This is a genomic window from Frankia sp. AvcI1 (assembly GCF_001420875.1).
Lineage (GTDB): Bacteria > Actinomycetota > Actinomycetes > Frankiales > Frankiaceae > Frankia > Frankia alni.
Genome location: NZ_LJFZ01000031.1, coordinates 55,690 through 72,724, shown reverse-complemented (window position 1 = coordinate 72,724; position 17,035 = coordinate 55,690). Strand labels below are relative to the sequence as shown.

Here is a 17,035-nt window from a genome sequence, read left to right as displayed (position 1 = left end):
ATAAATGCGGTGGGCCGCCTTCACGTAGACGCCGCCGACCATGAATCCGCCGGCGGCATAGCCGTCGGTGCCGGAGTCGAGCCAATCGCCCGCCCAGCCACCGACGATCCCCGTCACGACGGGCGCGGAAGCGAAGAGTACAAGCAGCAGCGCAAACCGCCACCAGGGCTGTTTCATCTCGCAATCGTTCCATGACGGAGGGCTCGCGTCAGCCCGGCGCAGNCGGCGCGACCGGGACCGCGGACTGGGCGGCCGGGACGAGCAGCCGCGGATGACCGGTGCCGTCGGCCGGGACGATCCAGGTGTCGGCGAGGGGCGCGCCGGGGCCGGCGTTCNCCACGGCATAGCTGACGTGGTCGCCGTCGGTCCAGGCGGCCTGGTCGTCCACGTTGCGGGTCTCGGCGAGCGGACGGTCCGCGCCGGTGGCGAGGTCGAGGACGTGCAGGCNCCAGGTGGCGGGGGCGAAGCCGTGGCTGAGCCGGGACTTGTAGGCGACGCGGTGCTCGTCCGGGGACAGCGACGGGCACTCCACGCCGTCGCGGAGAACCTCCGCTCGCCGGTCGTGCACGTGCCCGCGGATCAGGTAGAAGTGATCGCCGGTGTGCAGGGTGGCGTAGAAGGTGTCGGAGTCCGCCGCGAACGTGACCCCCCAGAGGTTCTCGTCGATGGCGTGCAGCCGGCGCCCGGCGCGCGTCACGGCGAAGTCCTCCAGGTCGGCGAGGATGCGGCCGGCGGTGAGGTCGAGCAGCAGCGTCCGGGTCGAGAACGAGTCGGTGTTGTAGGCGTCGCCGACGACGAAGGTGGTCACCGCGCCGATCCGCCCGTTCGGCGCGACCCGCGTCCGGCTGGCCAGCCCCGCGATCGGCAGTCGGAACAGCACGCGCAGCCGGTCGTCGAACACGGCGATCCCGGCGCGGGCGGACGCGCGGTCGTCGCGCAGGCAGAGGCCGCGCCCGGCCCGCTGGTCCAGCCGATCACAGGTCAGGGCCGTCGGCGCGCGCGGCCCGGCCGGATCGCGCACGTCGGCGGCCTCGACCCGGCCGAAACGCGCTCCTTCGGCGGCGTCGAGCACCAGCAGGTGCGGGCGGGCCAGCAGCGACGGCAACGACGCGGTCATCGGCACCGCGCGGGCGGTGGCGCCCGGCGACGCCGAGCCCGCGGTCCGGTGGGTGGCCGATGCCCGGGTGGCGGCCGCCCCCCGCCGCCCGTCCCGGGCGCTCACCGCCACCACACCGGTCAGGCACACCGCGACGACCAGGGCAAATGNCCCCACCCGCGGGCCCGACGGCCAGCGCAGTCCCCGCACCAGGCCCCGGCCGCGGCCCGGCACTCCCGGAGAGGCTGCGGATACCTCGGACGCGGAGAACTCAGCCGCGACAACGGCGGATGCGGGGATCGCGGACGCGGGGGGCCGGGGAGCGGGAACGGCGTCGGCGGGGCGGGGCGCCGGGTGTCCGGATCGGAAGGGACGCAGCAGTACCGCCGCGAACGTCCCGCTCACCAGCGTCAGCACGAGCGCGTCGGCGAGGGCGACGTCCGGCCCGGACCGGGTCCAGACCGCGCCGAAACCGAGCGTCGCGGTCCCCCGCCCGGCGGCCAGCACGACACCGACGAGGGCGAGCCCCGTGGTGCGCGCCGAGGCGGGCACGGTCTGGCTGGTCAGCGCGGCGATCACGCCGTCCGAGGCGGCGAAGTAGATCCCCAGCAGCACGGGCAGGGCAAGCACGCTCCACCCGCGCGGCGCCGGGGCGAGCAGGACGGCGAAGCAGCAGCCGAGCGCCACCTGGCCGCCGAGCAGCACCCGCCCGGCGCCGACGCGGTCGGCCAGCCGGCCCATCGGCACCGCGAACGCCAGGAAGGCGAGCGACTCGACGACGAACAGGGACGGGAAGAACCGGCTGTCCACGCGGGCCTGCTGGCGCAGCGCCAGGAACAGCAGCGAGTCGGTCACCGCGGGCAGGCTCAGCAGCGCCGCCACCGCGAGCAGCCGACGCAGCGCGCGGTTCGCCCACAGCTCGGCGAGAGGAGTCCACAACCGGCCGGGNGCCCTGCCGGCCTGCGTGATCGCGGGCGTCGGCGCGGCGTCCGCGGGGCGGCGGTTCTCCACGAACAGGGCCAGGACCGCGAGGCCGATGACGGCGATGAGGAACGCCGCGGTGAACACCGTCGAGTAGGAACCGGGCGCGACGCCGAGCAGGGCCACGGCCAGCAGCGGCCCGAGCAGCGCACCGCCCGTGTCCAACGCCCGGTGCAGCCCGAACGCCTCGGTGAGCCGCCCGCGGGGCGCGGACAGCGAGAGCAGCGCGTCGCGGGGACCGGTCCGGATCCCCTTGCCGAGCCGATCGGTGCCGAGCCAGGCCAGCACGGGCAGCCAGCCGTGCGCCCCGAGCAGGCCCAGCCGGGACGCCGCCGACAGCGCGTACCCGGCACCGGCGGCCTCGCGGTAGCGTCGCCACCGGTCGGCGAGCAGCGCCCCGGCCAGCGCGGCGACCGCGGCGAAGACCTGCAGGAGACCGTCGGCGGCGCCGAACTGCAGAGCGCTGAAGCCCAGGCGCACGGTCAGGTACAGGGGCAGCACCGAGGCCACCATCTCGGCGGACAGGTCGGTGACCAGGCTCGTCAGACCGAGGAACAGCACGTTGGCGGACGGGGCGGGCGCCTCGGCCGCCGCCCCGACATCGGCCTCGGTCCCGACATCGGCCTCGGTCCCGACATCGGCCTCGGTCCCGACATCGGCCTCGGTCCCGACATCGGCCTCGGTCCCGACATCGGCCTCGGTCCCGACATCGGCCTCGGTCCCGACATCGGCCTCGGTCCCGACGTCGGCCTCGGTCCCGACGTCGGGCCCCGCCCCGGCATCGGTTTCGACACCGGCCCGGGCGTCGGCGCCCGCGCCGACCTCGGCTTCGGCGGCGCCGCTCGGGTCGTCGCCGGCGTCGCCGCCACCTTTGTGGCTGCGTGCGGACTCGGGCAGCGGGCCCCGCCCCGCCAGGTACACGGCCGGCCCCGCTACCGGACCCGAACCCGAACCCGGCCCCGGCCCCGNCCCCGGCCGGTCAGTTCTTCTCTCCCGGCGCGGCGCCGCCATGGTCCTCGGCCGGGACGGCGTCGACGGCGGGATGGCNCACCCCGGCGGGACCCGCGGCAAAGGCGGTCAGCAGGTTCGTGGTGATCTGGGTGATCGCCCGTTGGATCGCCGGGCCACCGGCACCGGGCCCGCAGACGTCGGCCAGCGGNCAGACCCAGGCGCTGGTCCCACTGTCGAACACGCCCGCCCCGGACGGCGTCGTGTAGTAGCTGACGTCGGAGAAGTCGTGGACGCCGCGGCAGGTGATCGGCGAATGGGCGATCACCTCGATCGGCCGCGGGGTGGGGTAGGCGAGGTCGACCCGGTCGTACTCGGAGCCGATCAGGCCGGGCAGGCGGGCGTCCGCGGCGAGCCCGGTGCCCTCGAGCAGCCACGACCGCGGGCGGGCGACGACCATGTCACCGTGGACCGGGTTGCACTGGTACATCCCACCGGTCAGCGAGCTTTCCGGATCCGCGTTCGGCGGGGAGGGCCAGTTGGCGGTGATGTGCGCGTCGTCGCGGCCGTACAGGGGATCCTCCTGCGCGACCTTGTAGGCCGTCTCCAGCCGGTCCGGTCCCAGCGGCGACGGGTCGAGGCGGATGCGCCGGTACACGGCGTTCGCGCCGAGGAACGCGAGGTTCGTGCCGCGGTCACGGGCGGCGCTCAGCGCGGCCCGCATCGCCGGGGAGTAGTACTCGTCGTGGCCCAGCGAGATCACCGCCCGGGCGCCGTCGAGCAGGTGCGGGTCGGCGTGCAGGTCGAGGTCGGTGGCGTAGGACACCGGCAGGCCGAGGCGCTCGGCGAGGGCCACGAGGGGCTCCTCGTTGCCGGTGAAGTCCGCCGCGCCGTCGCCGTAGTCGTACGGCCGGTCGAACGAGACGACCCTGGCCCGGTCCGCGAAACCGCGCGGACCGTGGTAGAGGCTGTAGCCGCCCCAGGCGTTGTAGGCCTGCCAGGTGGTCACCGCGTTGAGGATCACCACCCGACCCGCGGCGGACGGCCCGCGGACGGTCAGCGGCACGTACCGGTGGTTGCNGTCGGAGGCGTCCAGCCGGAACAGGTAGTCCCCGGGCGGCCAGGAGGCGGTGGGGAAGGTGGCGGTCGGCGCCCACGACGCCGCGGAGATCGTGTTGGTGGCGGGGCTGTGCGCCTGGCCGGCCTGCCGACGGCCGGGAAGCGGCCCGACCGTCGTCAGCAGGCGACAGGTTCGTCCGCCGTACCATCCGGTGCGAAAAACCGAGATCGTCAGCGTGGGGGCCGTGGTGGATGCGAACAGGCGCACCGGCGTGCCCGCGGCGATGCCGGCATGGTCGAGCCAGCCCTCCACCGCGTTCTGCGGGCCGAGCTGGCTCAGGCCGCACTCGGCCCCCGGACGGGCGTTCTCGGCCCGGACGTCGAAGCCCCCTTGCTGGTCGCCGGGCGGGCCGGTCGGCGTCGGGAGCCGGGCCGCCTCGGGCCGGCGTGGCGGGGGCGTGCCACCGACACATCCCACGAGGGCGAACCCGCATGCCCACACACAGACAGAGGCCACAAGGCGGATGAGTCGGCGCCGACGCACGGCTCATCGTCGCAGCATCCACCCCGCCCGGCCTCTCGGGGTGGCCGAATTGCACCGGATCGGTCAGGTCACGGCGGAACCCGCGGCCGGAGTGCCGGACAGGTGGCTGAGGTACCGGTGGCAGGCCCTCGCGCGGTCGGCGTCCTCCCTCATCACGGTGCGGAAGAACTCGGCGATCTCCCGCTCGTCGGCGTTCTCCGCGTCGCGGATGAACTGTTCGTAGTCGTGCCCGGCCTTCAGCGCGTGGTACTGCACCGTGATCAGGTCGTGAACGATGTCGCTGAACCCAGTTTCACCAGTCGCCATGGGATCGCTCCTTCTCGCCGTTCCGGGAGGTCGCAGCAGACATCCTCGGCGTTCCGCGGGGGCTCGCCGCCAAACCTCCCGCGCCGCGGGCCCGCTCGGGCGCGGCGCCGCCGGGTGCGCTGCCCGGACCGGTGACGCCGGGCGCGACGGGCTCGTCGGACATGACCCGGACGCGGCTCCGTCCTGTCAGGCGTCGACCGGCGTCCCGCCGGTGATCCCCGCGACGTGGTAAAGGCGCAGGCAGCCGTCCGAGNTGCCGGCGGCGAGCACATCCCCGCGCGGGGAGAAGGCAAGGGAGGTGACCCGCCCGCCTGCCGGGGACAGCACCGCGGCCGGGTTGGGCAGGTCCGGGCGGCGGACGTCCCACACCCTCACGGCATTGTCGTCGCTGCCGCTGGCGAGCAACGTGCCGTCGGGCGAGAACGACACCGCTCGGATCCTGCCCTGGTGGGCGTCGATCCTGGCGACCTGCACGGGAGGGTGGTCCGACGCCTCCAACCGCCACAGGCTGATGCTCGCCTCGTCGCTGCCGGCCGCCAGCAGGCGCCCGGCCGAGGCAAAGGCGAGCGCCCAGACGTCCCCGTCCTGACCGGCGAGTCGGACCGGCTCNGGGAGCGCNCCGTCCCGGTCCAGCCGCCACATGAGGACCGTCGCGTCCTGGCCCGCGCTCACCAACACTCGGCGGGAGGGGAAGACGACGGCGCCGACGGACCCGCGATGACCCGGCAGATCCACGATCGGGCGTGGTGCGGACAGGTCGTCGAGATCCCAGACTCNCAGGTGGCCCTCGATGCCCCCGACGGCCAGCCGGGCGCCGTCGGGGGTGAACGCCGTCGCCCAGGCTCGGTCCGTCCCGGCGGGGAAGCTCGCGAGGGGCGCCGCCGCGGTCGGGTGGCGGGCACTGCGTACGACGATCGTCCCATCCGTCCCAGCGCTGGCGACAAGGCCACGGTGCGCATCGACGGCGATCGCGCGAACCCAGTCCGTGTGATCGTGGAAGCCGGCGACCCGCCTCGGCGCGGTCGGGTTGCGGACATCCCACAGCCTGGTCCGGCCATCGTCCGCCCCGGTCACGAGCAGCGCGGCGTCACCGGTGAAGGCGAGTGCACCGATCCAGAACAGCCGGCTTGCCCGCCGAAGCGGCCCGGCGTGTGCCACCACCGCCAGTGGCGGCTCGGCGCGCCGCCTGCGGCGGGTTCGCGAGGACCCGTCAGCGCCCGGCGCCGCCCCGGGCCCCCTCGCGGGGCCGGGCGTCGCGGGGTCGGGCGTCTCCCGGCCGGGCGAGGGGTCGTCGGTGGCGTTCGGTGCTACCGGCACGGCGTCGGCGTCCGCCGCGGCCGCCGGGGACCGCCCCCCTGGCATCGCGAGGGACTGCCGTGCCAGCACGCGTCGGTCCGGCCCAGGGAACGCCGGCGGGGCGGCCGGCTTGACCCGGCCGGCGACGGCGGCGTCGATCCGGCGCAACAACCGCCCCAGCGCGTCGGACTCGCTCAGGCCGTGCAGCTCGATGTCCTCCAGGGTGCCGACGAGGTCGGGCACGTCGGCGTCGTCGATCCGGATCGGAACGACCCTGCGACCGCGCCCGCCGGGATCGGCCGCGGTGGCGGTGAGCAGCTCCTGCAACCGGGTGGACGAGGCGAGGTAGGCGCGGGACACCACGGCGATCAGGCGCTCGGCGTCGTGCAGCGCGTCGAAGAGGTAGCGCTGCCGATTCGAGCCGGGCGGCAGGTCCCACGCCCTCAGGGTCACCCGGTAGCCCGACTCCTCCAGGTACCAGGCGATCCACTCGGCCCAGCCGCGGTCCTGTGCGACGTACGACACGAAGAAGTCCCACCGCCGGGCCTCATGACGGTCCCCCGATCCCTCGACCACATTCATCAGCATGACATGCAGCCCAAAACGGCCACGGTGAACACGGATATGGTTCCGCTGACCGGGCCTTTCCGCGCCGCATTCATGGCCGGGACGTCGCGCCGGGACCCACCTTCGCCTTCCGGCGCGGCCCGGCCCGCTCGGCTCGGGCATGCACCGACGATCCAGGCCGGCCCGGCTGTCCCTGACCGCCAGGCCAACCGGTCTGGCGCGGTGCGGCGCCACAATCCCTATCGCTGCCGAGCGGAACGCCATCCGGCGAATCGTTTGACGGCCGCCTGCGCTGTCGCCGACGGCAACCGTCTCGGCGGCACTGTCCGCCCTGCGTCCAGGAGCTACGCCCGCCGGGCCATCGCCTGCTGGCACGGCGCCGCATTGCAGGACGCCGCTTGACAAAACGCCCTAGATCCCAACGATTAGCCGGGTCGGCTACGGATCGGTCGAACCTGGCGCGAACCGCCGGTATTCTTGCTGCTCTGGCCGAATGAGCGCTTACCCTCATTCGGCCACTGACAGTTAGCGCGCATCTCTCGTACGGGAGACGCCGTATCTCCCAGGAGGCAGGCATGCTGCCGACCGATCCGGCCGGGCTGGTGTGGCGCAAGAGTCGAGCCAGCAACTCGTCAAACTGCGTGGAGGTGGCCATCNTTCCCGGCCACGTACTGATACGCGACTCGAAGAACCCCGGGGGTGGGATGCTTTCGTTCACCGAGGCGGAGTGGGCCGCGTTCCTCGTGGGGGCACGCGCGGGCGAGTTCGACCTGCCCGAGGTCTGACACCGCCACGCTCCGCCGACCTTCGAGGCGAGACGAGCACAGCACGACCCATGCTCGGGCGCGCCCGGTTCCGTGCGCGGCCCACCCGCTGTCCGCAGTCTGTACTCCACGCTGTCCGCNGTCTGTCTGCGCACTGCCCGCGGTCTGTCTTCGGCACCGCCCGCGGTCCGTTCACGCCGCCGCCGGCGTCCGGTCGTCCCCGGACGGACAATCGGCGTCCCGCATCGCGCGGTCCCGCCCCCGCACGGACGACCTCGCCTGCCCCGGACGAAGGGCGCGCTGGCACCGCCTCCCCACACCCGCACGGAGCCGACGCGCCGGGCGGGGGCACGCACCCATGCCCTTGCAGCCGCCTGACCAGCACATTCACGACCCATGAATCGGTCGTGCGCCTATGCGGCAGGAGGTGTACGGGGGGCCAGTAGGCGGGCGGTTGCCCGGCAGATGTCCAGTAGTCGTTCCAACTGCGGCATCCCGGGACCAGTCGGGAGGGGATGTTCCGGTCGGATGAATAGCCGACGGGGGTGTCGCAAAGTGAACCTGGCCGACCGGAGCCTGCCGACCGCCTGTAGGCAGCATGCCATATGGCATATTGAGCCGCGACAGCGTAGTCTCGGTTTGGAGGGGTGCTCATGGTCGGCGAACGTAATCCAGCGGTCCTGCGGAGAAGGCTCCGCACGGAGTTGCGCCGCGCCCGCGCGGCCGCCGGNATGACCCAGCGCGACGCCGCCACCGNGCTGGACTGGTCGCCGTCGAAGCTCATCCGCATCGAGAACGGGTCGGTGGGAATCACCCCGGTCGACCTGCGGGCACTGCTCGGCCTCTACGGCGTCACCGACAACGACCGGATTGAGTCACTGGTCGAGATGGCCCGGGCGAGCCGGCGTTCCGGCTGGGGCGAGTACAAGGACGTCCTCTCCCGCGAGTTCCTCATCTACCTGGAAAACGAGGCGTCCGCCTCGGCCATCCGGCAGACCGAGCCGCTACTGGTACCGGGGCTTCTGCAGACCGAGGAGTACGGCCGGGCGCTGCTGCGCAGCGGAACCATCGGCCGGGACAACGCGGCGTTCGTCGATCGGGCCTGGGAGGTCCGCCTCTCCCGGCAGGAGATTCTCGAGCAGACCGACCGGCCCGAGATGGTCTTCATCCTCGACGAGGCGGCGATCCGGCGCCAGGTCGGCGGCGCCGGGGTGATGCGCCGACAGCTCGAGTACCTTCGGGCCCTGGCGCGGGACGGTCGCGCGGAGATCGCGGCGATTCCTTTCTCCGCCGGCGCCCACCAGGGCATGCGGGGCCCGTTCACGATCCTCGAGTTCGCCGAACCCGAGGACGATCCGGTGCTCTACTTCGAGAACAGCCTCGGCGACACGATCAACCGTGACGACACCGAGCTCACCTCGCAGTATCTGACCACGTTTCTGGAACTGCAGGAACTGGCGGTGAGCGGGCCGGCATTCGAGGACATGATCGACCGGGCGGTGGCCGAGATGACCGGTGCCATCGAGGTGTCCGTTCCGCGACCGGTCTCCTCCACGACCTGATTCCACCGATCGCGGCGACTCGCCGATCAGGGCGACCCACCGATCACGACGACAGAGCGGGGAAGGATGACGACAACTGAGGTAGGCGTCCTCGCTGCCGGGTGGCCGTCGGACCGGGCCCGCCCGGCCGCGCCGCGCCGACGGACCTAGCGTCGGGTGGCCACGTCCCATGCCCGTCGATGAGGTACCGCAGAGCGATCGACAGGACGCGTCCGTAGGTCTCGACGGATGGCGCCTGGTGGAGGGGTTCGCCAGATACGTCGTCTCCAGTTGGGGAGTCACGCTCCGCTTCGTGGTGGTGCTGTCGATTCCCACCGTCTCCGCGCTGCTCGTCGTGGTCGCGCTGGTCGAGGTCGACCACGATCCGCTGTGGCTGCTCGGCGCCCTGCCGAGCGCCGTCCTGGTCGTCGCCCTCGCGAGATTCCTGCGAACGCTCCGGCGCCATCGAGCGAAGACCGGTCCCGATCGTTGGTGACCGGACGGGTCTTCGTCGCAGCCGGCGACCGGACCTCAGCGGCGGCTGGCACGCATCCGCGCGACGATGGCGTCGGCGTACCAGGCGGCCACGATCACCAGTGCGAAGGTGACGCCCACCATGACCGCGAGCTGGGCGATGCGGTCGACCAGGTCGCCCAGCAGCAGCCCGACGAGGGAGCCGGCGCCGAACGACAGGACGCCGGCCACGAGACCGTAGGCAGCCGCGGCGCCGTCCACGGGCACACGCGGGGTGAAGCGGCGACGCGAGGGCGATGGAGACGGTCCGGGGTTAGCCATCCATGCCTCCATCATCTGACCCCGAGCGTTCATCGTACCGCCATCAGATCTCGATCAACAGGTCGATCATGAACCGGCCCGCCCTCGCGACGNCGTAACCCGCACCGCCGCCCCGCGCGCAGGGCGCCCGCAGGACTGACGCGGCGCACGTGCCGGGCGGCGGGAGTGTGGTGACGGCATGCTATCTGGCAGTCGCCGACAGAGATAGAGGCCGACGCCGCCGAACCCTACGCGCAGGCCCCACGCGGAGCCCGGGGGCCTCGCCGTCGAAACAGCGGTTCAGCTGTCCGCGTCTGCGCCGCGCGGCGGGACGGTGCGCAGGGTGGCGAGCGCGGTGCGCAGGTCGTCCCAGGGGAAGGCAGTGTTCTCCCGGCCGGGCTGATCGGCTCCGGCGCGCGGGTCGCCGGGTCGTCCGATCACCAGGCGCACGCCCCAGGACCGCAGGGTGGCGATGCTCGCCGCGTACGCGGGGTGAGCGGCCAGGGCGCTGTTCGGGTACGGCGCGATGATGATCGGCAGACCGGCGCCGACGGCCTCGTTGAGCNGGCCCAGGGCCAGGGTGTCCGAGACGCCAGCGACGATCTTGTTGACGGTGTTGAACGTCGCCGGTGCGACGACGATGGCGTCGGCCGGCGGCAGCACGTCGGGCTCCCCCGGCCGCTTGTACGCGGAGCGAACCGGATGGCCGGTCAGCTCGGCGAGCCGCCCCGCATCGAGGAACCCGGTCGCCGACGGGGTGGCGACCACGCACACGTCCCAGCCCGCGCCCTGGGCGTACTCGACGAACGCCGGCAGGTCCGCGGCCGGATAACCGCCGCAGGCCACGAGGTAGAGCACCGGATCGTCGGCTGTCATGGACATCCCTTCCAGAAGCCGGCCCGCACTGCCGGGACGTGGAGCGAGCGGTCAGTACAGCAGGCGCTGACCCGGGCCGGACCCGCCGGCGGCGAGCGCCCGCGCCGACATCCGGTACAGCGACGCCTGGGTGGCGTCGTTGCAGGTGTAGTACAGGTCGCCGCCGGGATCGGCGAGGACGCCGAACAGCCGCTCGGTGTCGCCCACGCACGCCTGCCGCAGGACCGGCCGGACCGGTGCAGCGGTGCCGGTGCCCTCAGTGCCCGTGCCGCCGGTGTCGGGGCCGGTGNGGGTGCCGGGGCCGGTGCCGCCCGGCCGGTCGCCGACCTGCCAGATCGCCCCGTGCCGGGCGTCGGTGAACAGCACTCCCCCGCCGCCGCCCGGAGCCGGTGTGAGGCTGGTGATGGCGGCGTCGTCGAGGGTGNGGTCGACGACGGTCCTGATCGTTCCGTTCTCGACGACGTGGATGCGGGCGTGCCCGTCGGCGTACGACAGGACGAACACCCGTCCCGCGGCGTCGACCGCGACGCTGTAGGCGTTGGCCAGCGGCACCTCGGTCGCCCGGTCGGTGCCGTCGTCGTACCGGCGTTCGTGGGCCACCCGGTGGCCGCGGTCGGTGGCGGCGCCGTTGCCGGCGACGAGCTGCGCCGCCGTGGTGCGGTAGTCGCCCGTCCCGGCGGCGGGATCGATCTTCCAGACCTGGCCGGCGTAGCCGGTGGTGAAGTACAGCGCGCCGCCCGGGCTCACCGCGACGCTGGTCGGCGTGCCGATCTGCGCGCCGACGTTCTTCGGCCCGGCCGCGCCGCCCGCCGGGCAGATCGTCGCCGGCGCCACCGCCTTACCGCCGTCGGCCGCCCCCGCCAGCACCCGGTCCACCGTCTCCGTCGACGGCCGCCCGGCCACGGTCTCGACCCGCCACGGCTGCCCCGCCGGCCGGTAGACCCGGCGGACGACGCAGTTCCACTCGTCGGCGATGAAGATCGACCCGTCACCACCGCCGGCGGCGATGCCGGCCGGGCGGCGCAGCGCGGCGACCGCGGCCGGTTCGTCCCGGGCCGGTCCCGGCTGGCCGCTGCGGTCGGCGCCGGCCCGGCCGACGACCGTGCTGGCCGCCCCCCGCGCGAACAGCGTCAGCGCGTGCTGGCTGGAGTCGGCGAGCAGGATGTCGCCACCGCCGTCCGCCGCCAGGCTGACCAGGCCACGCAGCGGCAGCGGCGCGCTCACCGGGTACGCCGGCGCGGCACTCGGCCGGACGGGCGCCGCCGCGGGCCCGCCGCCGCCGCCCGGCCCGACGCGCAGGACGCCCGTGGCGAGCAGCACGACGACCGCGAGAACGACCGCGATCAGGCCCGACGCGGACCAGCCGAGCTCCCCCACCCGCGCCCGCGCCCACGCCGACCCGCCCCGCTCCCGCAGCGACCGCAGGACCCCGGCGTACCGCGACCGGACCCCGCCGGCCTGCCCGCCACCGATCAGCCCGGTGGCGGGAAGCCACCCGTTGGTCGGGGGGCTGGTGGTCGGGGGGCTGGTGGTCGGGGGGCTGGTGGTCGGGGGGCTGGCGTCGGCCGGCCGGTAACGCCGCGTCGGCGGGAGCGGGCCGCGGCTGCGGCGGCGCAGGTCCTCGTCGCCGCGGAAGCTGATCCCGGTGCCCGCCAGCCAGTCCGGTCCGAACGCGTACCGGGTGGCGTCGATCAGGTCCGCGGCGAAGGCGAGCGCACTCGGCTGGCGCTCCGCCGGATCCTTCGCGAGCGCCCGCAGGGCGACGGCCGCCACCTCGGCAGGGATGCGCGGCAGCGGGTGCGGCACGGCCCGGCGGTGCCGCTCGGCCATGACGTGCGGCCGCGGGTCGGCGCCGAACGGCGGCGAGCCGGCGAGCAGCTCGTAGAGCACGGCGCCGAGGGCGTAGACGTCGGCGGCCATCCCGGCGGCGGCGAGGTCGAACTGCTCGGGCGCCAGGTACGGCGTCGAGCCGACCACGCTCGTCGGCGTGGCGGTGCCCGTCGACTCCAGCAGGCGCGCGATGCCGAAGTCGGTGAGCTTGGGCGCCCCGTCCGCGGCGAACAGGATGTTCGACGGCTTGATGTCGCGGTGCAGCAGGCCCTCGCGGTGCACCCGGTCGAGGGCGACGGCGACCGCCGCGACGGTGGCGCAGGCGGCCGGCGGCGCGAGCCCCGCCTGCGCGCGCCCGGCCAGCGTCCCGCCGGGCAGCAGCTCCATGACGATGAGGGCCATGTCCGCGTCGCGCACGTAGTCGAAGACCCGGACGATGTGCGGATGGTCGAGGCTGGCGACGATCCGCGCCTCGGCGTCGACGCCGTCGGCGGGCGGCTCCGACGCGGGCGCGGGCACCGCCAGCACCTTGACCGCCACGTCCCGGTCGAGCCGGCGATGCCGGGCGGCGAACACCCGGCCAAACCCGCCGCGGCCGAGCTCGGCGCCGATCTCGTAGTCCGGCAGCACCGCCTGGACGTGCCCCTGCACGATCACGCGCTACCCCGCGTCCGCCGCGTTCCCCGCCATTCCAGGCCCGCCACCAGGCCGGGATCATCTGTGAGCCGACTATAACCGAGCACCTGCGACCGATCCGCCACCGAGCGGTCAGGGCGCCGGGGCGCGGACGACGACCGGGACAGGGGACAGCGAGCGCCCGTGGCCGCCCGGGATTACCGCCGACGTCCTATCCACCGTCCCCGACGCGGGCCCGATGGGTTCTTCGAAACGGCAGTTCGGGGCGGGAGGACTCCCTCGCCGTTGTTCTCCGAGCAAACACCTCGGACTTCTCAGCCGGGAGGTCGGCGGGTTTCGGGGAACACCGCGTCGGTCGGATCGCGAGAGAAGGTGCCACGAAAAGCACGGGCCGCTCGACGTCCGGCGGTGGGTGATCGGCTGTCGGCTGCGGGCGGCCCTGCGGGTACCGGAACCACCGGCCGTCACGGGTCTTGCGGCCCGGTGGCACAATCGGCGCCGAGTCCGAAACGGGGGTGAGGACGGCGTGTCGGCCATGGGACGATGGGACTTCTTTCTTTCGTATGCGGCCGAAGATCGTCTGTGGGCCGAGTGGCTCGCCTGGCAACTGGAGTCCGCGCATTACCGGGTGCTCATCCGGGCCTGGGACTTCGTGCCGGGATCGAACTGGAGCCTGCATATCCAGCAGGGCGTCGTCGGCGCGGAACGCACCATCGTCGTGCTGTCTGCGGCGTATCTGCGCTCCCTGGACGACACCCCGGAGTGGCAGGCGGCGTTCGCCNCCGACCCATCCGGAGCCGGGCGGCGGCTCCTGCCTGTCCGGGTCGAGGACTGCGAGCTGCCCGGGTTACTGAAGCAGCTCGCCCCCATCGNCCTGTTCGACCAGCCCGCCGATTCCGCCCGTGACACGCTGATCGCCCTGGTCCGGCACGCGATCGACGGACGCGCGAAGCCGAACATCGAACCAGCCTTCCCAGCCCAGGCGCAAACCCGGCTGGCCGAACCCGCCTTTCCCTCGGCCCCAACCGGCTGTGGCTCGCGGGCCGGAAGTCCGGCCACACCGCCGACCGGCGAAGCGGCGTCCGCATGGCGACGAAGAACGAACCAGGCCGCCGGCACTCCTCGCCCCCCAGTCGCCGCACCCGGTGGTCCGCCCCGGACCACGCAGCNACGGCCCGCGACGATGCTGGCGATCCGGCCGGGCAGCGGCAATGACTCAGCGCCTTCCCCTCCGAACGCGGCCCCAGTCTCTCCGCTCTCCGACCCTGCCGCCCGGGGCCCAGAGGAGGCCGCCCGCAATCCGGGGCAGGCTGCCCGAGACGCACCGCGCGCGAACCCGCCGCAGAAGTCAGGTCGGCCGGCGGCGGCGCCCCGGCGCCGGCGCGGTGGATCCTGGGCGACGCTGCCCGCGGACCGGGTCATCCGACTGGCCGACACGGTCGAACCGGCGGTCCGCGCCGCGCTGGACCCGTTGCCCGCCGACGCGCCCGCCGTCCTCGGCTACCGCCCGGACGCACAGCCCTCGCTCGCCGCCTGCCAACGGGCGTTGCTCGCCGATCTGGAGTCGGTCGCGGTGGCGCTGTTCCCCGACTGGCTGCCAGGCGCCGAGGTCATCGAGTCGGCGGGCGGGGTGGGCGTGGCCGCGGCGCGGGCCCTCGCCAGCCGGAGCGCCGCCGCGCTGGACGTCTTCGGGCCGTACCTGGCGGATCTGGCCGAGCGGTCCCTGCGCGGGGCGCCGACGGGCACGCGGTTCACCGTCGAGGTACGGGCCGCGGGCGTCGCGAAGGCCATCGCCGCCGGGTTCGGCCGTGAGCGGCTGGTACTGCTCGTCGATCCGGGGGCATCCGGGGGTCGGCTCCGCGACCGACGGACCGCCCTTGACGCACTGGCCTGGTTCGCCTATACGGCACGCGTCGGCGTGTGGTTGACCGGGCTCCCCGACGGCCCGGACGCCGACCGGGCCAGGACCGTGTCCTGCCCCGCGAGCGGGCGCCCGGCCCCGGCCGACGGGGCGTCCGAGCCGGCGGCGTCCCCGCTGCCGGGCGAGGTCGCCACACCGACCCCCGCGACCCTTAGCACGGCCGCGATCAACCAGATGGAGCCGACGGCAGCGACGCGCGAGGGGCGCATCCGGGCGCGGAGCGCCGGGGCGGAGCCGGCCCGGCCGCAGTCCACCTGGAGGGCGCCGGCCGCCCCACCGTCGTCGACGACGATGGCACCGACGACGACGACACCGACGACGGCGACGGCGACGGATGAGCCGGGTATGCCGGCGGGCGGCGATGACCGACCGAACCGAGTGGTGCTGCCCGCGGTCGTCGGCCGGCCGCATCCGGCGAGCCGGGCGGAGAAGCGGCTCGAAGGCGCGTTGCGCGCCAAGGAGTGGGCGCACGGGCGGGCCTGGAACCAGCCCTACCGCTCCGGCCCCCTGACCGGGCTGCACTACCTCGACCTCATCTGGTCCGCCGAGCGGGTGGTCATCGAGGTCGACGNCCCGGAACACCGCGGGGTTGCGCACTACGAATCGGACCGGCGGCGGGACGCCGAACTCGTCCTCGACGGCTTCGCCGTCCTGCGGTTCACCAACGACCAGGTGCTCGACGACGTGGACGCCGTCGCGAGCCAGATCGAACGATGCGTCGAGGCGCGCCGAAAGACTCCGAAAGAGGCATAGGACCATGACCCCCGCCAGCTCCCCGACCCCCACGAGCGACCCGGCCCGCCCGACCACGGCGCGCCGCACGGGATCAGCCAGCCGCGACCGCTCAGCTCTGTCTGCCCGGGAGGCGGCGATCCTGCTGGCCCTGCTCGCCCAGGACCGGCCGATCTCCAACGAGGAGCTGCGCGAGCGGTTCCGCTTCACCCTGGTCGGCGCCGAGCGCCGCCGGCTCAACGAGCTGCGCCTCGTCGAGAGCGNCAAGGTGCCCGGACACGGCAACTTCCTGTTCCATCAGGTCACCGACGCCGGCTGGGCACGGGGCTGCCAGGAGTTGGCGCCGCGTCCGATCGAGACGGGCACCCTGCCCGCCGGGGTCTTCTTCGCCGTCGCCGAGGGCCTGCACCGGTTCCTGGAACGGGAGCAGATCGCCATCGGCGAGTTGTTCCGCGCCGATCCGCCCGGCCCGGCCGATTCCCCGCCGGCGAGTGCCACGCCCCCGGCGCTGCCCGATCCGAGCACGGAACCGGCGGCGGGCACCGCGACGGCTCCATCGACTGCGGCGACGGCAACCGTGGACGCCGAGCCCGCGGACGAAGCCAGGCCAGCGGACAGCGGTCGGCCCGCGGACGACATGGTCGACGAGGACGGTGGCGTGGCCATCGAGGCGGCTATCCGGGCGGCGTACGCCAGTCTCGCCGCCGGGCCGTACGACTGGGTGCGGCTGGCGAAGGTCCGCCCGCTTCTCGGCGGCACGGCCAAGGCGCAGGTCGACCGGGCGTTGCGGCGGATGGCGCGCCAGCCGGACGTGCGGGTCGTGCCGGACGAGGACCAGAAGTCGCTGAATGCCGCGGACCGCGCGGCGGCGGTCCGCATCGGCGAGCACGACAACCACCTGCTGCTGATCGGGCCGGCATGATCACCGAACTGGACGCCCTGGCCGCTGTCAGGCTGGACTGGGTGCACGCGCTGGAGGACGTCTGGCGCAGCTCCCCGGTCCATGTCGACGGCCTGCACACGCAGCCGCGGCGACGCATCCTCGCCGCGCTGATGGAGGCCGACACGCGCAAGCCGCTCGGCGTCGTCGTGCAGGGCCAGGCCGGCGCGGGCAAGACGCACCTGCTTGGCTGGGTCCGTCAGCAGGTCCAGGAACTCGGCGGG

8 protein-coding genes and 8 pseudogenes are annotated in these 17,035 nt (G+C 74.0%); 8 read left to right on the top strand and 8 right to left on the bottom strand.

Annotation, left to right across the window (positions count from 1 at the left end; all coding sequences use genetic code 11):
- Positions 1-3,237: 3,237 nt before the first annotated feature.
- From UK94_RS76530 to UK94_RS25540, 4 genes and pseudogenes are all read right to left on the bottom strand, one after another.
- Positions 3,238-4,105: pseudogene (locus UK94_RS76530) on the bottom strand (DUF6605 domain-containing protein); the annotation flags it as partial.
- 1 nt (position 4,106) lies between these two features.
- A pseudogene (locus UK94_RS65320) lies at positions 4,107-4,562 on the bottom strand (hypothetical protein); the annotation flags it as partial.
- Between the two features lie 129 nt (positions 4,563-4,691).
- On the bottom strand, positions 4,692-4,934 hold the full coding sequence (locus tag UK94_RS25545) for a hypothetical protein (RefSeq protein WP_041939717.1): 243 nt from the start codon (positions 4,932-4,934) through the stop codon (positions 4,692-4,694).
- 777 nt (positions 4,935-5,711) lie between these two features.
- The coding region (locus UK94_RS25540; RefSeq protein WP_235489839.1) for a TIR domain-containing protein at positions 5,712-6,812 on the bottom strand (1,101 nt) is incomplete at its 3' end.
- 560 nt (positions 6,813-7,372) lie between these two features.
- Between UK94_RS25540 and UK94_RS65315 the strand changes: the two are divergent.
- The 3 genes and pseudogenes from UK94_RS65315 to UK94_RS25525 form a co-directional block, all read left to right on the top strand.
- Positions 7,373-7,453 (top strand): annotated as a pseudogene (locus UK94_RS65315) (DUF397 domain-containing protein); the annotation flags it as partial.
- Position 7,454: 1 nt separating this feature from the next.
- On the top strand, positions 7,455-7,582 hold a 128-nt coding region (locus UK94_RS65310), incomplete at its 5' end, for a DUF397 domain-containing protein (RefSeq protein WP_235489863.1).
- A 1,779-nt stretch (positions 7,583-9,361) separates the two neighbouring features.
- Complete coding sequence (locus tag UK94_RS25525) at positions 9,362-9,598, top strand: hypothetical protein (RefSeq protein ID WP_011606587.1); 237 nt, start codon at positions 9,362-9,364, stop codon at positions 9,596-9,598.
- 35 nt (positions 9,599-9,633) lie between these two features.
- Here UK94_RS25525 and UK94_RS25520 read toward each other — a convergent pair whose 3' ends face one another.
- The 4 genes and pseudogenes from UK94_RS25520 to UK94_RS25510 form a co-directional block, all read right to left on the bottom strand.
- Positions 9,634-9,897 carry a hypothetical protein gene (locus UK94_RS25520; protein ID WP_157734434.1) on the bottom strand — a complete coding sequence of 88 codons (264 nt, stop codon included), beginning with the start codon at positions 9,895-9,897 and terminating at the stop codon, positions 9,634-9,636.
- Positions 9,898-10,176: 279 nt separating this feature from the next.
- Positions 10,177-10,441 (bottom strand): annotated as a pseudogene (locus UK94_RS65305) (flavoprotein); the annotation flags it as partial.
- A 1-nt stretch (position 10,442) separates the two neighbouring features.
- Positions 10,443-10,752 (bottom strand): flavoprotein (locus UK94_RS65300; protein WP_313949594.1); only part of this gene is annotated, 310 nt, incomplete at its 3' end.
- Between the two features lie 425 nt (positions 10,753-11,177).
- Positions 11,178-13,212, bottom strand: a 2,035-nt coding sequence (locus UK94_RS25510; RefSeq protein WP_268761622.1) for a serine/threonine-protein kinase, incomplete at its 3' end; no start/stop codon positions are given.
- 244 nt (positions 13,213-13,456) lie between these two features.
- On the opposite strand from UK94_RS25510, the pseudogene UK94_RS76525 reads away from it, so the two are divergent.
- The 5 genes and pseudogenes from UK94_RS76525 to UK94_RS65285 form a co-directional block, all read left to right on the top strand.
- A pseudogene (locus UK94_RS76525) lies at positions 13,457-13,999 on the top strand (toll/interleukin-1 receptor domain-containing protein); the annotation flags it as partial.
- A gap of 1 nt (position 14,000) precedes the next feature.
- Positions 14,001-14,090, top strand: a pseudogene (locus UK94_RS65290) (hypothetical protein); the annotation flags it as partial.
- A 1-nt stretch (position 14,091) separates the two neighbouring features.
- Positions 14,092-14,387: pseudogene (locus UK94_RS75065) on the top strand (hypothetical protein); the annotation flags it as partial.
- A gap of 14 nt (positions 14,388-14,401) precedes the next feature.
- Positions 14,402-15,710: pseudogene (locus tag UK94_RS76520) on the top strand (hypothetical protein); the annotation flags it as partial.
- A 1-nt stretch (position 15,711) separates the two neighbouring features.
- A partial coding sequence (locus tag UK94_RS65285) for a DUF559 domain-containing protein (protein ID WP_235489834.1) occupies positions 15,712-15,892 on the top strand: 181 nt, incomplete at its 5' end.
- Positions 15,893-17,035: the final 1,143 nt, after the last annotated feature.